We start from the raw sequence: 18,164 nt of genomic DNA, 5'->3' as shown, positions 1-18,164 counted from the left end.
GGAGGTGGGGGTTACTTTCGTACTGAAAGAATCACCGCGTCAAGGGGTGTGCAGTTGCGGGTCCCGGGCTCGGAAGTTTCGGTGCGGGGGTTCTGTTTCTTCCGTGGTGAAATAAAGTGAGGGTGCTGGTCCTGGCTACGATGAAGCGGGAGCACCGTCATGGACTCCACCGGGAGCGACTGGAACAAGGGGAACACGGGCATGCTTGCGGCCAGTTGGGCACCGCTGAGCCCCGCCGAGCGCGCGGTGGCGATCGAGGTGCTGACGCACGGACCGGTGTCGCGCAGCGAGATCGCCAGGAAGCTGAACCTGTCGGCGGGCAGCCTCACCCGGCTCACCAAGCCGCTGATCGAGTCGGGCCTGCTGGTGGAGGACCCGCCCCCGCCCCCGGCGTTCTCTCCTCCCCCCTCTCCCCCTTCTCCTCCCGATCCCCTCTCTCCCTCCCCCGCCGCGCGGCAGGGCCGCCCCTCCCAGCCGCTGGACGTCGTCGCGGACTCCCGCTTCTTCGCCGGATTCAAGATCACCGAGGACACGGTCTACGGGGTGGTGACCAACCTCAGGAGCGATGTCGTCGCCGCCCGCTCCCGTTCCCTCCGTACCCGCGAGCCGGTGGACGTGGCCGACCTCCTGCACACGATGACCACGGACTTCGCGGTGGAGTTCCCGCGTCTGGCCGGGATCGGCGTCGGCATCGGCGGCCATGTCATCGGACCCGATCGCGTGGTCACGTCCCCCTTCCTCGGCTGGGAGGGCGCCCCCTTCGCCGACCTCCTCGAACAGCGCACGGACCTGCCCGTCGTCGTCGAGAACGACGTGGCGGCGCTGGTCGAGTCCGAGGCGTGGTTCGGCGCGGGGCGTGGCCTGGACCGCTTCGCGGTCCTCACCATCGGCGCCGGGGTCGGTTACGGCCTGGTCATCGGCGGCCGGTTGGTCCGCTCCGGCGACGACGGCCGGGGCATCGGGCGCCGCTGGATCGTCAACCCGCAGGGCCCCCTCACCCCGGACGGCGACCGCGGCAGCGCCGTCTCGCTGCTCTCCATCCCGAGCATCCGCTACCAGGTCGCGGCGGCCACCGGCCGGGACCACACGTACGACGAGATCCTCACCCTCGCCGCCGCGGGGGACCCCCTGGCGGCCCGCGTGATCGACGAGGCGGCGCGCGCGCTCGGCACGGTGGTGGCGCAGATCGCCAACTTCGCCATGCCGGAGAAGATCCTCCTCGCGGGGGAGGGCGTGGGCCTGGTCGAGGTGGCGAATCCGGCGATCGACGAGGCGATCGCCGCCAACCGCCACCCGCTCGCGGAACCGGTCGCGCTGGAGACCAAGATCTCCGACTTCAACGACTGGGCCCGGGGCGCGGCGGTCCTGGCGATCCAGATCCTGGTCCTGGGCCGGCCGAAGACGTCGCAGTGACGGACCGACCGCTGTAAGGCGGGCAGGTGCACGTCCGTACGCATATCCGTATGCATATCCGTACGCGTGTCCGTCGAGGCCACAGCCGATGTCACATCGGGGCGGGCCGTCCCGTCAGGGATGTGCAACCACCGGCACGGCGGAGGAGTTTCCCCATGGCAGACAGCAACAAAGCGACGTTCAGGCGCTTCCACGACGTCCTGAACAGCGGTGACGCGGAGGCCATTTCGAAGATCATCGACGAGGTCGTCGCGCCGGACCTGATCTTCCACGCGCCCGTACCGATGGGCGCGACGGGGGTACAGGCGCTCAAGCGCGTGTGGACGGTGCTCCTCCGCGCGTTCCCCGACCTCCGTGTCGAGATCGAGGACGTGATCGCCGAGGGGGACAAGGTCGTCGTCAGGAACACGGTGACCGGGACCCACCGGGGCGAGTACCGGGACCTCCCGCCCACCGGCAGGTCCGTCAGGTACGACGAGATCTTCATCTTCCGCTTCGCGGGCGGCCGGATCGCCGAGGTCTGGGGCGTCGTCGATGTCTTCGCGCAGATGCGGCAGCTCGGCGTGATCCCCGGGGGCGCTCCGTGAGGACGCGGTCATAGCCTGCGCGACGTACCCCCGAACCGCGGTATGCGGAACTGCTCCCTCCGCGCGGGCAGTGGGGAGGGAGCGGCTGGTCCGGACGGGGCCGGCCCGGCGGTCCGGCGGTGCGGCCGGGCCCGGCGCCCGTGCCGTCGGTTACCGCCAGTCCGGCATCATGGCCGCGGAGTAGCGGGATCCGGCCGACCCGTGCGGCAGGACCTCCTCGATACGGCGGAGGTCCTCGGGCGAGAGGGTGACGTGGGCGGCGGCCACGTTCTCCTCCAGGCGCCGTGGGCTGCGGGTGCCCGGGATGGGCACGATGTCGTCGCCCTGCGCGAGCAGCCAGGCCAGGGCCAGTTGGGTGACCGCGATGCCCTTGCCCTCCGCCAGGGCGGTCAGCTCGCGGACCGCGGCGAGGTTCTTCTCGTAGTTGCCGGGCTGCCAGCGGTCGTCCTGGCTGCGCATGTCGTCGGCGGGGTAGTCGGCGGCCGGTTTGACGGCGTCGGTGAGGAAGCCGCGGCCGAGGGGCGAGTACGGCACGAAGCCGATGCCCAGTTCCCGGACCACCGGCAGGACGTCGGCCTCCACGGCCCGCTCGAACACCGAGTACTCCGTCTGCAGCACCGAGACCGGCTGGACCGCGTGGGCCCGCCGGATGGTGTCGGGGCCGGCTTCGCTCAGCCCGAAGTGGCGCACCTTGCCTTCGGCGATCAGTTCCCCGACGGTTCCGGCCACGTCCTCGATGGGTACGTCCGGGTCCACCCGGTGCTGGTAGAGCACGTCGAGGCGGTCGGTGCCGAGGTGGCGGAGGCTGCTCTCGGCGACCTCGCGGATGTGCTCGGGACGGCTGTCGAAAGCGGCACCGATCCTGGCCGGGTCGCTGAGGTCGAAGCCGAACTTGGTGGCGAGCAGGATGTCGTCGCGGAAGTCCTTCACGGCGCGGCCGAGCAGTTGTTCGTTGCTGCCGGTGCCCAGGCCGTACAGCTCCGCGGTGTCGAAGAGGGTGACGCCGAGTTCGTAGGCGCGGCGGATCGTGGCGATGCCGCTCTGTTCGTCCGGGGCCCCGTAGGCCATGGTCATGCCCATGGTGCCGAGGCCGATCGCCCCGGCCTGGAGCCCCTGGCCGCCCAGAGTCCGGCGGGGGAGGTTCGTCGTGTCGTGTGCCATGCCCTCGACGCTAGGCACACGGAGCGCGGAGGGCATGGGGCGCAGGTCGCGTAGAATTGCCTGATCCTCTCAGGACCTGACCGTCTCAGAACCTGACCCCTCAAGACCTGACCCCTCAAGACCTGATCCTCTCGGGAACGGAGCGTGCCGTGCTCGATCGGCTGGCCACTGTCATCGACCGGCACTGCGGGGTACCCGACTCGGACACCAAGATCCCCCGGCTCTCCCTCGTCGCGGTGGACGAACCCATCGAGCACACCGACCTGCTGTACGAGCCGATGATCTGCTTCGTCGCCGACGGTGCGAAACGCACCACCGCGGGAGACCTCTGCCAGGTCGCACGCGCCGGCGACATGCTCCTCACCACGATCGACCTGCCCGTCGTCGTCGACCTGGAGGAGGTGCCCTACCGGTCCGTCGTCATGCGTCTGGACGGCCAGGCGCTCACCGGCCTGATCATCGAACTGGACGGGACCGGACCGGCCGTCCCGTCGGCCGCGGCAGGGCAGATCAGCGCGGAGATGCCCCCGGAACTCGTCGACGCGGTCACCCGCTGGGCCGAACTCCTCGACACCCCCGAGGACATCGGCCCCCTGGCCTCCCGGATCGAGAGCGAGATCCTCTACCGGCTGCTCCGTAGCTCCCTCGGCACCGTCCTGCGCCAGTGGTCGCTCGCCGACTCGACCACGAGCCGGGTGCGCCGGGTGGCCCGGTGGATCTGCGAGCACTACACCGAGCCGCTCAGCATCGACGAGATCGCCGCGGTCGCGCACCTGAGCCCGGCCGGCCTGCACCGGCACTTCAAGGCGGCCACCGGCATGAGCCCGCTCAAGTACCAGAAGCACCTGCGGCTGCAGGAGGCCCGGCGGCGCCTGGTCGCGGGAGACGCCACCGCGGCCCAGATCGCACAGGCGGTCGGATACGTGAGCGCCACCCAGTTCAGCCGCGAGTACCGCAGCGCCTACGGCCTTCCCCCCGGACAGGACGCCACCCGGCTCCGCGCCCGGCTCACCGGTCGTCCCGGTCCAGGGCCTCGATCGCCCGCACGATCAGGGCCCGCGCCTGGGCGCCGTACACGGCCAGAGCCTGAAGTTCCTCGAATGCCTTGAGATAGAGGGCGATTTCGGAGGGCTGGGTGATGTTCACCCGCGCCGACAGCAACTCGACGGCCACGAGGGTGTCGTCGAAGGCGCTGAAAGGTTCCTGTACCCACAACGGCCGTTGTGCCGTGCTCATCGGGATCACTCCCAGGGACACGGAGGGGAGGGCGCCCGCGCCGAGGAGATGACCGAGCTGGGCCGCCATCGTGTCGCTGTCGCCCAGTCGGAAGCGGAGTACGTGTTCTTCCACCAGGAGTACGAAGCGATGTCCGGCCTCGTGGATGATCTGCGACCGCTTCACGCGGGCGGCTGCCGCCTCGGCGCCGTCGTCCGGGACGTCCAGGAGCCGTGCGTTCGTGCCGAGCAGGGCGCGTGCGTACCCCTCGGTCTGAAGGACTCCGGGCATCAGGGCTCTCGCGTAGACGCGGAACACCTTGGTGGACCTGTACAGCGGGACGGCGCTCTCCTGGATCTGGCGGAGACCCGTACGGGCCCGGCGCCGCCACTCCGTGTAGAGCGATTCCGCGTGCAGGGACGCGGCGATCAGGTCCTCCGCCTGGTCCTCGGCCGAGCAGGCCCGGCACCACAGGCGGATATCGGTCGGCGACGGCGGAGTCCGCGCGTTCTCGATGCGAGAGGTCTTCGCGTGGTGCCAGCCACACGCAGAGGCCAGCTCCGTACCCGTGAGTCCCGCGTCCCTCCTGAGGTCGCGCAGCCGCCGGGCAACGTTCTTGCGGGCGGCTTGGGCCGAGGACGACGGGGATATGGGCACGGAAACTGGCCTACCGGTCTTCGTTCGTCAGCGGATCTCGTACGCGCCGTGCGGGACGGCGCGCTCCCATACGGCTTCGAAGGCGTCGACGCACTGCTTGACGACGTCCGCCTCCGACCGTAGCTCCATCCGGGGCTCCGCCCAATTCCCTTCTCCGCCGAAGTGGTTGAACATCACGGTCGCGCTGTCGAAGATCCACAGATCGCTGCCGGGAAGCATCAGGGTGGCGGCATTGCGCCGGGCCAGCCATCGCACTTGCTCACCCGCGTGCACATTGACCCCGGCCCCGGCATGCTCGTACCGGATGTAGTCGGTGACCGGTTCGGAGACGACGCGAGCACGCCGTACGACGACCCCTCGGGCGGTGGCACCACTGATCAGGTCGACCCAGGGAGCCCAGTACTCGGACCCGGGGTCGGTGTCCCGTCGGCCGGAACGCTTCCACTCGCTGAAGTCGGCGGACTCGTCGCCTACGCCGTAGACGTCGCGCATCTCCAGATGAACGGCGGAATGCCGAGTGGCGGCCAGGAGCTCCTTAAAGTCGGGCTTGTTCTGCGACATCGCACGCCTTCCTCAGCAGGGGGACGAGGTGGACGGGAATGCGGATGACCGTCTCGTGGTCCGGGATCCCTTTCGCGTGACCGGGGGCGGTGTTCTCCGCGCACTCCCGGCGCGTGGCGTCGTCCGCCGTGTGGCTCTGAACCACGATGTCCGCCGTGTCCATGTCCACCCACGCGGTGGGTGAACCCTCGTGCTCTGTTTCAGGGTCGATGCCGATGAACTGTAAGTCCATGGTCCTCTGCTCCCTTTCGGATTGTGTGCCAATGTGCACGATTCTCAAGCTGACCTGATGGCACGTCAAGGGCGTTAAGTAGTCATACCACTACGTGAAATCGCTGTGTGCACATCCATGCACATTGCTTGAGATGGCGTGGCACGGACCTCTACGGTCCCCGACATGAACGTGCATATCGATGCAAAGTGTGGGGTCGACCTGTGACGCGGGCCGAGCGCTGCTCAGGCGTCGCGCATCGTTCGATGCCCGCTCCGGTCGCTCTTTCCCTGGCAGGACAGCGACCGAAGCGGGTCCGTGCACCGCCCGTCGCGAAGAAGGGAACGGCACATGGCCATCATCCACGCACGAATCGGGCCGCTCGTCCAGGCGGACCCGGACAACACCGATATCGAGGACGGCGACGGTGGCGGGTCCAATCCGTCCTCGGGCTGCGGAGACAACGCGGCCTGAACTCCCGGGCCCTGTGGCCTGCGGCCGGTGAACCAGCGAGGAGCGCCCCGTGGTCGGGTCCCGACGTGACCGGGGTGCTCCTTCATCAGAGAGGGAGAAACGTGGGACGGATCATGACGGGGACCGGACGGGTGACCGTACTGGCGCTGCTGCACACCTGGCCCGACCGGTATGCCGTTCTCGCCTACACCACCACCGGCCATGTCGGCGATACCGCCGTCATCGGCCACGTACCCACGCCCGCCGCGCCGGATCTGTCACTCATGGGGACTGCCGCGCGGCACGATCCCGCCCGGCTCTACGGTTCGGCCGCCGGGGCCGGTTTCGCCGAGGCGTGCTGGTTGATCTGCGTCGGGTGGAGCGGGCGCAGCCTGCCCAAGCCCGGCGGGCTCGAACTGTACGGTGCCGCCTGGTCGCTGGAGGTCGACGGGACCACGGAACTCGGGCGGAACATGTACGGGCACGACCGCCTCCACGTCGGCCGTTTCTCGTTCGACGATCCGGTGCTCGCGCGTCAGGTGCGAGGGGTGTGTCCGCTGTCCGGGGCTGGGGCTGGGGCCGAGGCTGGGACCGGGACCGGGACCGGCTCCGGGTTCGGCTCCGGCGGGGCGGCAAGCTCCGTGTGAGCACACGCCATCCCGGAGAAGACGGACAGCCGGGGCCGCCCGCCCGCGCAGAGGCTCATGCGGCGGACGGCCCGCGGGATGAAACGGGTCAGCCGAGTTCGAGAAGGAGCGCGGCGAGTTCGTCCGGCATGGTGATCATGCAGTCGTGGCCGGTCGGCAGTTCCCGGATCTGCGCCGGGGTGCCGTTGGGCTGTATCGCGGGGACGGGGCGCTGGCGAATGCTTTCCGGCCGGACGGTGCAGTGAATGTGCGTGCGGGGGATCGCCTTCACGGCCGGGTTGTCCAGACGCACCGGTTGCTGGAGGCAGCGCACCGGCAGATCCGAGAGCATCGTGCGCAGCCAGGCGACGTCCGCCGGGTCGGTGACCCCGAACAGGCCGTAGGGCTCCGGCATTTCGGGGAGCGGTGGAACCCGCCAGCCGCTGTCGGAGTTCAGGGCGCGGTCGATCGTGGCCTTGGTCGCGGGTTGAACGTCCGGCGCGCTCTCGCCGTCCTCCGGGACCATCGCGTCGAGGTAGACCAGGCGTGCGATCCGGTCCGGGACCTGGTTGGCCGCGGAGGAGATGACCAGGCCGGCGTAGCTGTGTCCCACGAGCACCACCTCGGTGAGGTCCTCCTCGGTGATCAGCCTGACGATGTCGTCGACGTGCGTGTCCAGCCCTACCTCGGGGCCGAGCAGATGCGCCGTGTCGCCGAAGCCGGTCAGTGACGGCGCGAGCGCCCGGTGCCCGGCCGACGTCAGCGAGGGGGTCACCCTCTCCCAGCACTGTCCGCTGTGCCAGGCGCCGTGTACCAGTAGATAGGTCGACATGACTCTCGCTCCATTCCGGTGCTTCCTGTCGGCGCGCGATCCCGTCGCGCCGACCGTGGGCATGGTGGTTCCCGGGTCCCGGTCCGACGTCGCGAATAAACGGGACGCTGTCCCGTTTGAAGATACGGGACAGTGTCCCGTTTAGTAAACTTGGCAGCGGGTGGGTGAGCAGACTGGCGGAAGGATGCGATGAGCGGGAGCGATCAGGACCCGGGGCGTGCGGCCCGGCCCAAACGGGCGGACGCGCGGCGCAACGCGGAGACCCTGCTCGACGCGGCCGCCGCGGTCTTCGTCGCCTCCGGCGTGGAGGCTCCGGTACGCGACGTCGCGGCCAAGGCCGGCGTCGGGACGGCCACGATCTACCGCCATTTCCCGACGCGCGCCGACCTCATCATCGCCGTCTACCGGCGCCAGGTCGAAGCCCTCGCCGAGGCCGGCCCCTCCCTGCTGGAGAGCAGCGCGACGCCGCACGCCGCACTGGGTCAGTGGATCGGTCTCTTCGTCGACTTCCTGGTCACCAAACACGGGCTGGCCGCCGTGCTGCAGTCCGACGACCCCTGCTTCGACCCCCTGCACTCCTACTTCCTCGACCGGCTGGAGCCCGTCTGCGCCCAGTTGCTCGACGCCGCGGCCGCTTCCGGTGAGATCCGCTCCGGCCTCGATGCCTATGAGCTCATGCGTGGCGTCGGGGGCCTTTGCGCGGGCGCCGGCAACAACCCCCGCTACGACGCACGCCGGCTGGTCGAGCTTCTCGTCGCAGGACTGCGCCGACCGCGCTGATCCTCGGCCTGGAAGCTGCCGGATCCCGGCAGCCAGGGGCCGGGATGCTGTTGCCGTACTCCTCCCTGTTGCCGGGTCGGTGAGGTGTGGCTCAATGCCCTCGGAGTCAAGGGGGCAACGGGGATGACGGTACGGACGGCGTGGCGGGCGGCACCGGGCCGGCCGCGGGAGGCGTGGCTGCGGGCGGTGGCGTGGGCGCTGCTCGGGGTGGTGCTGCTGGGGCTCGCCGTGGCCGCGGGTGTTCCGGTACGTGAACGGGTCGCCGATGAGGAGGCGTTCCAGGGCGCGCGGCCCTGCGGCAGCGAGGCGGCGGCCGAGGACACGGCGGACTGCCTGCGCACGATCCGCGGAACGGTGCTCTCCGCCGAGCCGGTCAAGAGCGGCAGGGTGATGGTCTTCCGGGTGCGGTTGCGGGGCCCGGTTCCGGCCCCCGCCGACCGGCCGCTGGACCTCGATACGCACGGCGACCTGTCGGAGCGCGTCAAGCCGGGGGACGAGGTGGAGGTCACCACCTGGCGGAACGTCCAGGTCGCCGTCGGCCATGACGGGCGCAGCGAGACGCTGCCCGGGCTGCCGGACGAGAAGGCCACGATGCTCGTCGGGCTCGCGCTGGCCTGCGCGTGGCCGGCGATCCTGGCCTTCATCGCCGCGTTCCGGGGCGCCGGGCGGGCCCGCTGTCTCGCCGCCGGCCGCCCCTTCGCACCCCGGGTCGCGTTCGGTCCGGCGAAATGCATAGGCGTGGTGGCCCTGCCGATCACCGTGGCGATCCTCGCGGGCCAGGTCTGGGACGCCTGGACGGCGGTGGCGACGACCGTGGTCATCTGGGCCGCGACAGCACTGCCGGCCACGGTCGCCGGGATGCTCTGGGACCGCGACGAACCTCGCGGCACAGCAGACTGACGCGACCACGCGGTGGGGTGGGTTGCCGTGGGGGCGGGCCCGGTGACCCACCCACCACCGGACGAGCACACCGCGCGAACGGTGCCCTTCGCGGATCCGGGCCGGCCGTCGGTGCCCCGGAGGGGTGCGGAGGTCGTTGACTCTCCAGCCGCTTGAGACTCCATAGTGGCCGACGTGGACGACGAGTTGTACGCGATCGGGGACGTGGCGCGCCGTACCGGGCTGAGCGTCAGCGCCATCAGGTACTACGCCGACGCCGGGGTCATCGCGCCCAGCGATCGTACGGCCGCCGGCTACCGGCTCTACGACATCGGTGCCATCGCCCGGCTGGAGCTCGTCCGCACCCTGCGGGAGCTCGGCGCGGGCCTGGACGACATCCGTCGGCTGCTGGCCGGCGAGATGGCGTTGGGCGATCTCGCCGCGGCGCATCTCGCGCTGGTCGATGGGCAGATGCGCCGTCTGCGCGCCCGCAGGGCCGTCCTGCGGACCATTGCCGAACAGCACACCGCGACCGAGCAGGTGGGTCTCATGCACAAGTTGGTCTCCATGTCCGACGACGACCGCGATCAGCTCGTCGACGGGTTCTGGAACGAGATCAGCGACGGCCTCGACGTGCACCCCTCGTATGTCGAGCAGTTGCGCGCGTGGCGGCCGAAGCTGCCGGAGGAGCCCACTGCCGAACAGCTCGAAGCCTGGATCGAATTGGCCGACCTGGTGCGGGACGGGGAGTTCCGCCGGTCGGTGCGCCACTTCTTCCACCACGCCTTTTCCCATGGTGCCAGGGCACGCCACGTGACCACACCGGCCGTGCAGCGGTTGATCGAGACACAGGCGAAGGCCCTTCAGGAGGCCGACGAGGCGCAGAGGTTCGGGCTGGCCCCGGAGTCTCCGCAGGCCCAGGACATCGCTGCCCGCCTGCTGGCCTCGATCGCCGAGTTGGAGGCCGGGTTGCGGGGGGAACCGGTCGGGGAGCGGGACGAAGCCGAGATACGGGAATGGGTCCTCGCCACGGGTCGTGCCGACCCGCGGGGCGAAGCCGTCGAGGACGCCATGTCCGGGTTCCAGGACCTGTTCCAGGGACTGTTCGGCCGGTACATGTCGCTGGTGTCCACGATCAACGGGACACCGCAGGAGGACCCGGAGGGCGCGGACGCGGCCTGGGAGTGGTTCACCGCGGCGGTCGCGGCGAGCCCGCGCGGGGAGGAAGCGGGGGAGGCGGAGGGAGAAGGGGAGGAGAGGGCGGCTCGGTGACGCCCGCCTACAGATCGGCCGGGCGGGTGAACCCGTAGGCGCGCTCGACCTTGGCCACGTGGAGCGAGAACGAGGCGTACCAGTGCTCGCGTCCGTGCGCGCGGGCCAGGGTGTGCTCCGCGTGATCCCGCCAAGCGGCGATCGACTCCTCGTCCCTCCAGTACGACACGGTGATCCCCAGGCCGTTCGCGCCGCGGGCGGCGTCGACTCCGAGGAATCCCGGCTGGTCGGCGGCGAGTTTCATCATCCGCTCGTCTCGCTCCGCGTAGCCGTTGTCGCCGGCGGTCCGCACCGCGGTGAACACCACGGCGTAGTAGATCTCGTGCACTCGCCCGCGCTCACAACCTCGCTGTCCGAACCCGGCTGTCCGCACCTTTCTGTCCGCACCCGGCTCTCCGAACCCTGCTGTCCGGTGACCGGCCCATGCTCCTAAGGGGATTCCGTGGGGTGCGGGGGCAGCGGGGCCAGGGCCGACTTGAGTTCTGATCTTCTGCGGATGCCCAGCTTCCGGTAGGTGCTGGTCAGATGGGTCTCGACGGTGCGTTTGGCCAGGTGCAGCAGTTCGGAGATCTCCGCGTTCGTGCTGCCGTCCGCCGCCAGCGCCGCGATCCGGCGTTCGCTCGCCGTGAGGGAGTTCGTGCCGGTGAGCGGGGTGTTCCTGCGGCGGGCGCCGCTGGCCCGCAGTGCCGTCTCCGCCGTGGCCAACAGACGTGGCACCGCCAGGCGTTCGGCTGTCGACGCGGCCTCGCGGAGCAGCGGGCGGGCCCGGCCCGGGCGGCCCGCGGCGACGAGCTGGCGGCCGTGGGCGACGAGGGCCTGGACGAGTTCGGTGTCGAGCGGGGTGTTGCGCAGGGCCTCGACGGCCTCGCCGGTGAGTTCCAGGCCGCGCCTGCCGCCCGTGGCCGCGCCCAGGACGCGCAGCGCCCGGCTCCGTACCCGGGGGGTGTTCCACACGGTCGCGTACCGGTGCTCCACCTCCGCGATCGCCAGCGCCTCCTGCGGCTGGCCCAGCGCGAGATAGCACTCGGCGGCGGCCGAGCGCCACGGCGTGACGACCGGGCTCTCGATGTCCCGGCCGGTCTGGCGTCTGCCGCACTCCAGGAAGTCGGCGAGCGCGCCCGCGTGGTCGCCGGTGGCGGCGCGCAGCACGCCGCGCGCGTACAGGAAGCGGTTCAGCTCCCAACTGTCGTGCGCCTCACTGACGTTGACGCCCGCGACCAGCCGTTCCGCCTCCGCCGCACGGTGGTGCTCGACGAGCGCCAGCACCCGGTGCGCCAGGAAGTTGCTGGGCCCGGCGCGCGGCGTGTCCGGCGGCGGCGGGACCACGCCGGCCGTCTCCTCCAGCACCCGCGCGTACTGGCCGCCCGCGGCGGTGGTGTCCACCCGTACGTTCACCAGGGAGGGGTGGACAGGGTGCAGCGGTGACAGCCGGTGCTCCGTCAGCCCGGCCCTGACCAGCCGTTCCGCATCGTCCCGGGCGTCCGCCCACTGGGCCACGGAGGCGGCCGTACCCAGCAGGTACGGCACCAGCAGCGGATCCTCCGGCGCGGTCAGCAGCCGCCGGATCTGCCGCATGGCCCAGTCGGCGGAGATCAGCCCGGCCGTCGCCTCGTACCGGATGAGCAGGGTCCGTACGGCCGGGCTCATCCCTTCCGGGGAGTTCGCCGCGGTCTCGCGCAGCCGGGCGTAGACGCGGCGCCGTATCTCCCGGTCGTGGTCGGAGAGGAGCGCGGCGGCGGTCTGCACCGTACGGGCCAGGACGGGCTCGTCCTCCAGGGCGCCCAGCCCGCGCAGTACGTCGAACGCCGCGTGCGGCTCGCCCTCCTGGGCCAGCGCCGTGCCCAGCGTGACCGCCGTCATGACGCGCTCCCGCGGCCGCTCCTGAAGGCGCAGCGCCTCGGCGAGCCGGGATATCCCCGACGACCGTACGGTGGCGAACTCCAGCGCGCCCAGCTCGGCCAGCACCGCCGCCCGGCGCTCGCGCGGCAGCGGTTCGTCGAGCGCGCGGCGGAGGAAGGCGACCGCGTCGGCGGTCCTGCCCTCCCGCGCCGCGGCGGACGCGGCGTCCAGCAGGGTCCCCGGCACCCACGCCGAACCGTCCGACGGCGTACGCAGCAGATGCGCGGCCACGGCGCCGACCCGGTCGCCCCGGCGGCGGCGCAGCTCGGCGGCGCGCCGGTGCACGGCCTGGCGGTGCGCGCGGGGCCAGCCGTCGAGCACGGCTTCGCGCAGCAGCGGGTGGGCGAAGCGGGGGCCGCCGTGGACGGGGTCGCGGCGCAGCACGCCGAGCCGGACCATGGCGGTGAGCCAGCCGGCGACGCGGGACGGGTCGGCCCAGGTCACCTCGGCGAGCAGGCCGCCCACGTCGTCGGTGTCGTCGTCGCCCGCCAGCTCCGCCAGCGTTCTGGCCACGGTGGCCGTGCCGGGCCCCGCGCTCTCCAGCCACCACGACACGGCCGAGACGAAGGCTCCCGGATACAGCTCGGCGGTGCTCGTCGGCAGCTTCGCCTCCGTATCTCCGTGCGCGTCCGGGAAGACCGCCCGCAGATCGTCCAGCAGGGCCCCCAGCAGCAGGGGGTTGCCCGCGCCCGCCCGTACGCAGCCCTCCACCCACTCCGCGGACGCGGCTCCGGCCTGCTCCCCGGTCCCGGCATGGGCGCCGCGTATCAGCCGCTCGGCCGCCGCCCGGCTCAGCGGCGCCAGCGCGTGCGAGCCGACCGTCGCGGGCGGCAGCGCGTGGGCGAGGCCCGGTGACGGGGGCGCGATGTCGTACTGGCCGCGTTCGGTCACCACCATCAGCACCGGCAGCCCGGTCAGCCTGCGGGCGCTCTCCGTCAGCCAGCGCCGGGACGCCTGGTCCGCGAGGTGGACGTCGTCCACGACGACCAGCAGCGGCGACAGGGCCGCGTACCCGCACAGCACCTGCCACAGCCGGGCCGAGGACAGCGCTCCCGTGCCGTCCTCGTCAGGGGCGGAGCGGTCGGCCACGGAGAGGAGCTGGCGTACGAGGGTGAAGGGGCCCTCGGAGCCGCCCGGGGAGGCGTGTGCCCGCAGCACCCGCATACCGAGCTTCGTGCCCAGTGCCGCCGCGGCTTCGAGGAGCGTGCTGCGGCCCGTGCCGGTCGGGCCGCGGAACACGACCAGCCGGCCGGAACCGTCCAGCGAGCGCCCGGCCTCGAAGGCGAGGAGGTCGAGCGCGGCTTCGCGTTCGAGCAGCCTCGGCCAGGGGGAGGAAGCGGAGGAGTGGAGGGTGGGGCGGGTGGGGAGGGAGTGGAGAGGACGGGGGGAGGGGGAGCGGGGTGAGGGGGAAGGTATGGAAGGGGACATGGGTGGGGGTGGGGGTGTCCTCGGGAACGGGGTGGTGGTGTGGTCCGGGCCGGTGCCCGGCCCGGCGCCCAGAGGCGCGTCCGATGCCGCGGTCATGAGTGAACCTCCCGCCGATCTCGTGGTTGGTCTCGTGGTGGGCCACGGTTGCGGCCCTTGCACTGAGAGAGGGACGGTAGGAAGAGATTGTTCCGCTAACGCAAGGACGTAAGGGAATGGTTCTCCGTACCCCGGCCAGAATCCCGGTCGAGGTCCACGCATCGGACCCGCTCTCCCTCGCCGGAGCGGCCAGCCAGCTCCGCAGGCAGCCGGAGATAGAGCTCGTCGAAGAAGCCGCCGGACGGCCGGGAACGGTCGCGGTCCTGCTCGCCGAGGCGCTGGACGAACCCACCCTGTCCCGGCTGCGCCGGCTGGTCAGGGCGGACGGCACCCGGGCGGTCCTCGTCACCAGTCTGATCCGCGAGGCCGAACTGCTCCAGGTGATCGAGTGCGGGGTCGGCGCGATCGTCTGGCGCCGCGAGGCCACCGGACACCGGCTCCTCCAGGCGGTCCTGGCGGCCTCACGCGGCGAAGGAGACCTGCCGTCCGACCTGCTGGGACGGCTGATCACGCAGGTCGGCACGTTGCAGCGCGGCACCACCAACGTGCCGGGCGCCCCCGCGTCGGGTCTGGCGCCGCGCGAGGTGGACGTCCTCCGGCTGGTGGCCGAGGGGATGGATACCGGGGAGATTGCCAGCAAACTGTCGTACTCCGAACGCACGGTCAAGAATGTCATGCACGGGCTGACGACCCGTCTGCAACTCCGCAACCGTGCCCACGCCGTGGCCTATGCCTTGCGGGAAGGCTACATCTGATGGTTCGGACCTGAGTCAAGGTTCCCGGGGGCAGAGGAGCCTGCCCCTTGATCGTCCCGTGCGTGCATCGTGGAGCGGATGCCCCGCGGTCCACGATTGCCTGGGGTGTGCCGTGCCGTCACACCGGCGCGCCGAGGGCCGCGGACTGTTCGTCCGAGGGCCGCGGACTGTTCTCCGAACCTGCCGTCACCCCCTGGGCGGGCGGCGGTGCCGACCGACCGGCGACGATGTGCGACGTGAAGGGCTGCGACCGTGATCCACGAGGTGGACGATGTCCTCAAGGGCCTGCTGACCGGAGGAGCCCTCGCCGGTTCGGGTGTCGAGGTCACCTTCGAGGCCCCGACCCGTGACTGGGCGGCGCGCCAGAACGCCCCGACCATCGACGCGTATCTCTACGACATCCGCGAGGACACCCGGCGGCGTGAGCGCGGCGCGGGCGCCGTCCGTGACGACCAGGGCATCGTGGTGAAGCGGCGACCGCCACCGCGCTGGTTCCGGCTCGCGTATCTCGTCACCGCCTGGACCAAGCGTCCGGAGGACGAACACCGTCTGCTCTCCGCCGTACTGGCCACGCTCCTGCCTCGTGAGCTGCTTTCCCCGGAGGAGCTGACCGGTTCGCTCGCCGAACTCGGTCTCCACGTCCCGGTGTCCGTCGCGGGTCTGCACACCGAGGCGCGTTCGCTCGCGGACATCTGGTCGGCGCTCGGCGGCGAACTCAAGCCGTCGCTCGACGTGGTGATCACCGCGCCCTTCCCGTCCTACCGTGAGTTCGACCCGGGCCCGCCGGTCGTCGAGGGAGCGGGCGTACGGGTCAAGACGATCGGCGGCGGTCCGGAGAGCGCCCAGAGCGAGCGGCACCACCTTCCCCGGCACCTGAAGAAGAAGGACGGGCCGACGAAGTTCGGCGTGGGCCGGGGGAACAAGGGATGAACGAGGTGTCCACGCTGTTCGGACGGGTGACCTGGCTGCGCGAGCGGGTGGCGCTGCTGGTCGAACACCGCAGCGCCGACGACCCGACGGCGACGGATCCCCTGCGGGGGCTGTACCTGTCGGAGGAGGCGGTCTGGCGGCTGCTCTCGCTGCCGGGGGCGCAGGGGGCGCAGGGGGCGCCGGGAGCGCAGGGAGGCACGGGAGGCACAGGAGGGCCGGGGGACTCTGTCCCCGACGGGGCTGAAACGGCCTCCGCGGGCGAACCGGCCTCTGCCGGCGAACCGGCCTCCGCAGATGAAACGGCCTCCGCGGGCGAATCGGTCCCCGCCGGCGAACCGGCCTCCGTGGAGGAGCCCGCGGGGGAGCCCGTGGGGGAGTTCGCCGAACAGGGCGACCGGCTGTACCAGCTCGCGCGGCGGCTGCGCCTGAGCGAACTCGACGCCACGATCCTGCTGATCGCCCTCGCGCCCGACCTCGACCGTACCTTCGAGGCGCTGTACGGCTACCTCAACGACGACGTCAGCCGCCGCCGGGCCACCACCGGGCTCGCACTCGAACTGTGCGGGATCCCGGCGTACTCGGCCGCCGGACGGTCCAGGTTCCAGGCGTCGTCCCCGCTGGTCGCGCTGGGGCTGATCACGGTGGAGGAGCCGGAGCGCCCCTTCCTCAGCCGCAACCTGCGCGTTCCCGACCGGGTGGTGGCGCATCTGCTGGGTGACGACACCCCGGACGCGGCCCTGGACAGGGTGGTGCGGCCGCTGCCCTTCAGGGAGGGCCGCCCGTCCGCGTACGGTCCCGGCGCCGACCCGGATTCGGGCGCGGGCCGGGTGGTCTCCCGGCTGGCCGGGCGTCTCACGGTGAGTCACTGCGCGGTCTATCTGCGGGAACACCGCGAGGGGGAGGGCCTGGCCTGCGCCACTGCCGCCCTGGACGCGGCCGGGATCCCGGCGATGCATCTCCTGCCGGGCGCGTGGGAGTGGTCGCAGGGCGAGCGGCAGCAGGGGGAGACCCCGCCGAAGATCGACATTCCGTTCGCGGAACTCCTCCGCGAGGCGCGGCTGTCCGGCTCGGCCGTCGTCGTCACCTCGCTCCCCGAGCATCCGCACGAACTGGTGCGGTCGCTGGCGGTCGCCGATGTGACGGTGGTGTTCACGAGCACCCGCCCGTACGACCCGCGCTGGTACAACGGCGGGGAGCCCGGCGGCGAGCCCCTGGTGCTGGACACGCCCCGGCAGCGGACCGGCAACCTGGAGGCGTGGACGGACGCGCTGACCGGACCTCCGGAGTCCGGGACGGAGCTGGAGTTCGATCTGGCACCCGTCGTCGCCGCCTACCGGCTCGGCAACGAGGGGATCCGCCGCGCGGCGCGCACCGCGCACGACCTCGCCGACTTCGACGGTTCCCCGCTGTCGGCGGAGCATGTCCGGCTCGCCGCGCGTCAGCAGTCGGCGTCCGGCCTCGAACAGCACGCGCGGCGGATCCGCCCCGACGTCACCTGGAACGATCTCGTCCTGCCCGAACGGCCGCTGGGACAGTTGCGGGAACTGGCCCTGCGCTCCCGCCACCGCGACCGGGTCCTCGGCGACTGGCGGCTCAGCGCGGGCGGCGGGCGCGGGCGGGGCGTGCTGGCGCTGTTCGCGGGCGGGTCCGGTACGGGAAAGACCCTCTCCGCGGAGGTGGTCGCCGCCGAACTCGGCCTGGATCTCTACGTCGTACAGCTCTCGTCGATCGTGGACAAGTACGTCGGCGAGACGGAGAAGAACCTGGAGCGGATCTTCACGGAGGCCGACCGTACGGACGCGGTTCTGCTCTTCGACGAGGCCGACGCCGTCTTCGGCAAGCGCTCGGAGGTGAAGGACGCGCACGACCGGTACGCGAACATGTCGAGCGCCTACCTTCTCCAGCGGCTGGAGTCCTTCGACGGTATCGCCCTGCTCACCACCAACCTGCGCGGCAACATCGACGAGGCGTTCACGCGCCGCCTGGATCTGGTCATCGACTTCCCGTTCCCCGACCCCGAGCAGCGCCTCGCGCTCTGGCGCCACAGCCTCAAGCATGTCCCGTGCGCCGACGACATCGATCCGACCCCGTGCGCGAAGGACTTCGAGCTGGCGGGCGGTTCGATCCGCAGCGCGGTGGTGACGGCGGCGTACGCGGCGGCCGGACGGGGCGAACCCGTCGCCACCGGCGACCTGCTGACGGGCGCGCAGCGCGAGTACCGCAAGGCGGGCCGGCTGGTGCTGGACGGCGGGGACTGGTAGTCCGGAGCCGGGAGCCGGGAGCCGGGAGCCGGGAGCCGGGAGCCGGGAGCCGGGAGCCGGGAGCCGGGAGCCGGGAGCCGGGAGCCGGGAGCCCCGGAGCCCCGGACATCCGGACAGCGACGGAAGGGGCGGCGGCCGGAGTGAGAAC

General features: G+C 71.6%; 18 protein-coding genes. 11 read left to right on the top strand and 7 right to left on the bottom strand.

What is annotated here, in order from left to right; all coding sequences use genetic code 11:
- Positions 1-159: 159 nt before the first annotated feature.
- Positions 160-1,413, top strand: a complete 1,254-nt coding sequence (locus tag ACFTZC_RS32120) for an ROK family protein (protein WP_382895687.1) — start codon at positions 160-162, stop codon at positions 1,411-1,413.
- Positions 1,414-1,568: 155 nt separating this feature from the next.
- Complete coding sequence (locus tag ACFTZC_RS32115) at positions 1,569-2,000, top strand: ester cyclase (protein WP_382895685.1); 432 nt, start codon at positions 1,569-1,571, stop codon at positions 1,998-2,000.
- Between the two features lie 150 nt (positions 2,001-2,150).
- Here the strand turns inward: ACFTZC_RS32115 and ACFTZC_RS32110 are convergent, their stop codons facing one another.
- Positions 2,151-3,161, bottom strand: coding sequence for an aldo/keto reductase (locus tag ACFTZC_RS32110; RefSeq protein ID WP_382895683.1), 1,011 nt, complete (start codon positions 3,159-3,161; stop codon positions 2,151-2,153).
- Between the two features lie 149 nt (positions 3,162-3,310).
- On the opposite strand from ACFTZC_RS32110, the gene ACFTZC_RS32105 reads away from it, so the two are divergent.
- Positions 3,311-4,270: an AraC family transcriptional regulator N-terminal domain-containing protein gene (locus ACFTZC_RS32105; protein ID WP_382895681.1), complete on the top strand. Its 960-nt coding sequence runs from the start codon at positions 3,311-3,313 to the stop codon at positions 4,268-4,270.
- Here ACFTZC_RS32105 and ACFTZC_RS32100 read toward each other — a convergent pair.
- From ACFTZC_RS32100 to ACFTZC_RS32090, 3 genes are read right to left on the bottom strand one after another with little or no spacing between them, the layout of a single operon-like run.
- Positions 4,170-5,033, bottom strand: coding sequence for a helix-turn-helix domain-containing protein (locus tag ACFTZC_RS32100; protein ID WP_382895679.1), 864 nt, complete (start codon positions 5,031-5,033; stop codon positions 4,170-4,172). The genes ACFTZC_RS32105 and ACFTZC_RS32100 overlap by 101 nt on opposite strands.
- Before the next feature lie 27 nt (positions 5,034-5,060).
- Positions 5,061-5,594, bottom strand: coding sequence for a DUF6879 family protein (locus tag ACFTZC_RS32095; RefSeq protein WP_382895677.1), 534 nt, complete (start codon positions 5,592-5,594; stop codon positions 5,061-5,063).
- The gene (locus ACFTZC_RS32090; protein ID WP_382895675.1) at positions 5,569-5,826 is read right to left on the bottom strand and encodes a hypothetical protein; all 258 of its coding nucleotides are present in this window, start codon (positions 5,824-5,826) and stop codon (positions 5,569-5,571) included. Before ACFTZC_RS32090 ends, ACFTZC_RS32095 begins: the two co-directional genes overlap by 26 nt.
- Positions 5,827-6,156: 330 nt before the next feature.
- On the opposite strand from ACFTZC_RS32090, the gene ACFTZC_RS32085 reads away from it, so the two are divergent.
- Positions 6,157-6,279 carry a hypothetical protein gene (locus ACFTZC_RS32085; RefSeq protein ID WP_382895673.1) on the top strand — a complete coding sequence of 41 codons (123 nt, stop codon included), beginning with the start codon at positions 6,157-6,159 and terminating at the stop codon, positions 6,277-6,279.
- Between the two features lie 113 nt (positions 6,280-6,392).
- Positions 6,393-6,905 (top strand): hypothetical protein, encoded by a 513-nt coding sequence (locus ACFTZC_RS32080; protein WP_382895671.1) that lies wholly within the window; start codon positions 6,393-6,395, stop codon positions 6,903-6,905.
- 88 nt (positions 6,906-6,993) lie between these two features.
- On the opposite strand, the gene ACFTZC_RS32075 is transcribed toward ACFTZC_RS32080, so the two are convergent.
- A complete protein-coding gene (locus ACFTZC_RS32075) occupies positions 6,994-7,716 on the bottom strand; it encodes an alpha/beta fold hydrolase (protein WP_382895669.1) in 723 nt (240 codons plus the stop codon).
- A gap of 189 nt (positions 7,717-7,905) precedes the next feature.
- On the opposite strand from ACFTZC_RS32075, the gene ACFTZC_RS32070 reads away from it, so the two are divergent.
- The 3 genes from ACFTZC_RS32070 (at position 7,906) to ACFTZC_RS32060 (ending at position 10,647) form a co-directional block, all read left to right on the top strand.
- Positions 7,906-8,496, top strand: coding sequence for a TetR/AcrR family transcriptional regulator (locus tag ACFTZC_RS32070; RefSeq protein ID WP_382895668.1), 591 nt, complete (start codon positions 7,906-7,908; stop codon positions 8,494-8,496).
- A 123-nt stretch (positions 8,497-8,619) separates the two neighbouring features.
- On the top strand, positions 8,620-9,396 hold the full coding sequence (locus ACFTZC_RS32065) for a hypothetical protein (protein WP_382895667.1): 777 nt from the start codon (positions 8,620-8,622) through the stop codon (positions 9,394-9,396).
- A gap of 174 nt (positions 9,397-9,570) precedes the next feature.
- Complete coding sequence (locus ACFTZC_RS32060) at positions 9,571-10,647, top strand: MerR family transcriptional regulator (protein ID WP_382895665.1); 1,077 nt, start codon at positions 9,571-9,573, stop codon at positions 10,645-10,647.
- A 7-nt stretch (positions 10,648-10,654) separates the two neighbouring features.
- Here ACFTZC_RS32060 and ACFTZC_RS32055 read toward each other — a convergent pair whose 3' ends face one another.
- Both ACFTZC_RS32055 and ACFTZC_RS32050 read right to left on the bottom strand, forming a co-directional pair.
- Entirely contained in the window at positions 10,655-10,975 is a 321-nt protein-coding gene (locus ACFTZC_RS32055; protein ID WP_382895663.1) for an antibiotic biosynthesis monooxygenase family protein, read from the bottom strand.
- A gap of 101 nt (positions 10,976-11,076) precedes the next feature.
- Positions 11,077-14,070: a LuxR C-terminal-related transcriptional regulator gene (locus ACFTZC_RS32050; protein WP_382895661.1), complete on the bottom strand. Its 2,994-nt coding sequence runs from the start codon at positions 14,068-14,070 to the stop codon at positions 11,077-11,079.
- Between the two features lie 116 nt (positions 14,071-14,186).
- Here ACFTZC_RS32050 and ACFTZC_RS32045 point away from each other — a divergent pair, with 116 nt between their 5' ends.
- From ACFTZC_RS32045 to ACFTZC_RS32035, 3 genes are all read left to right on the top strand, one after another.
- Positions 14,187-14,825, top strand: coding sequence for a LuxR C-terminal-related transcriptional regulator (locus ACFTZC_RS32045; RefSeq protein WP_382895660.1), 639 nt, complete (start codon positions 14,187-14,189; stop codon positions 14,823-14,825).
- Between the two features lie 252 nt (positions 14,826-15,077).
- Complete coding sequence (locus tag ACFTZC_RS32040; protein WP_382895658.1) at positions 15,078-15,755, top strand: DUF4255 domain-containing protein; 678 nt, start codon at positions 15,078-15,080, stop codon at positions 15,753-15,755.
- The gene (locus ACFTZC_RS32035) at positions 15,752-18,016 is read left to right on the top strand and encodes an ATP-binding protein (protein WP_382895656.1); all 2,265 of its coding nucleotides are present in this window, start codon (positions 15,752-15,754) and stop codon (positions 18,014-18,016) included. Before ACFTZC_RS32040 ends, ACFTZC_RS32035 begins: the two co-directional genes overlap by 4 nt.
- Positions 18,017-18,164: the final 148 nt, after the last annotated feature.

The organism is Streptomyces sp. NPDC056987, from assembly GCF_042673865.1.
Taxonomy (GTDB): Bacteria; Actinomycetota; Actinomycetes; order Streptomycetales; family Streptomycetaceae; genus Streptomyces.
This window is presented reverse-complemented; position numbering and strand designations above follow the sequence as displayed.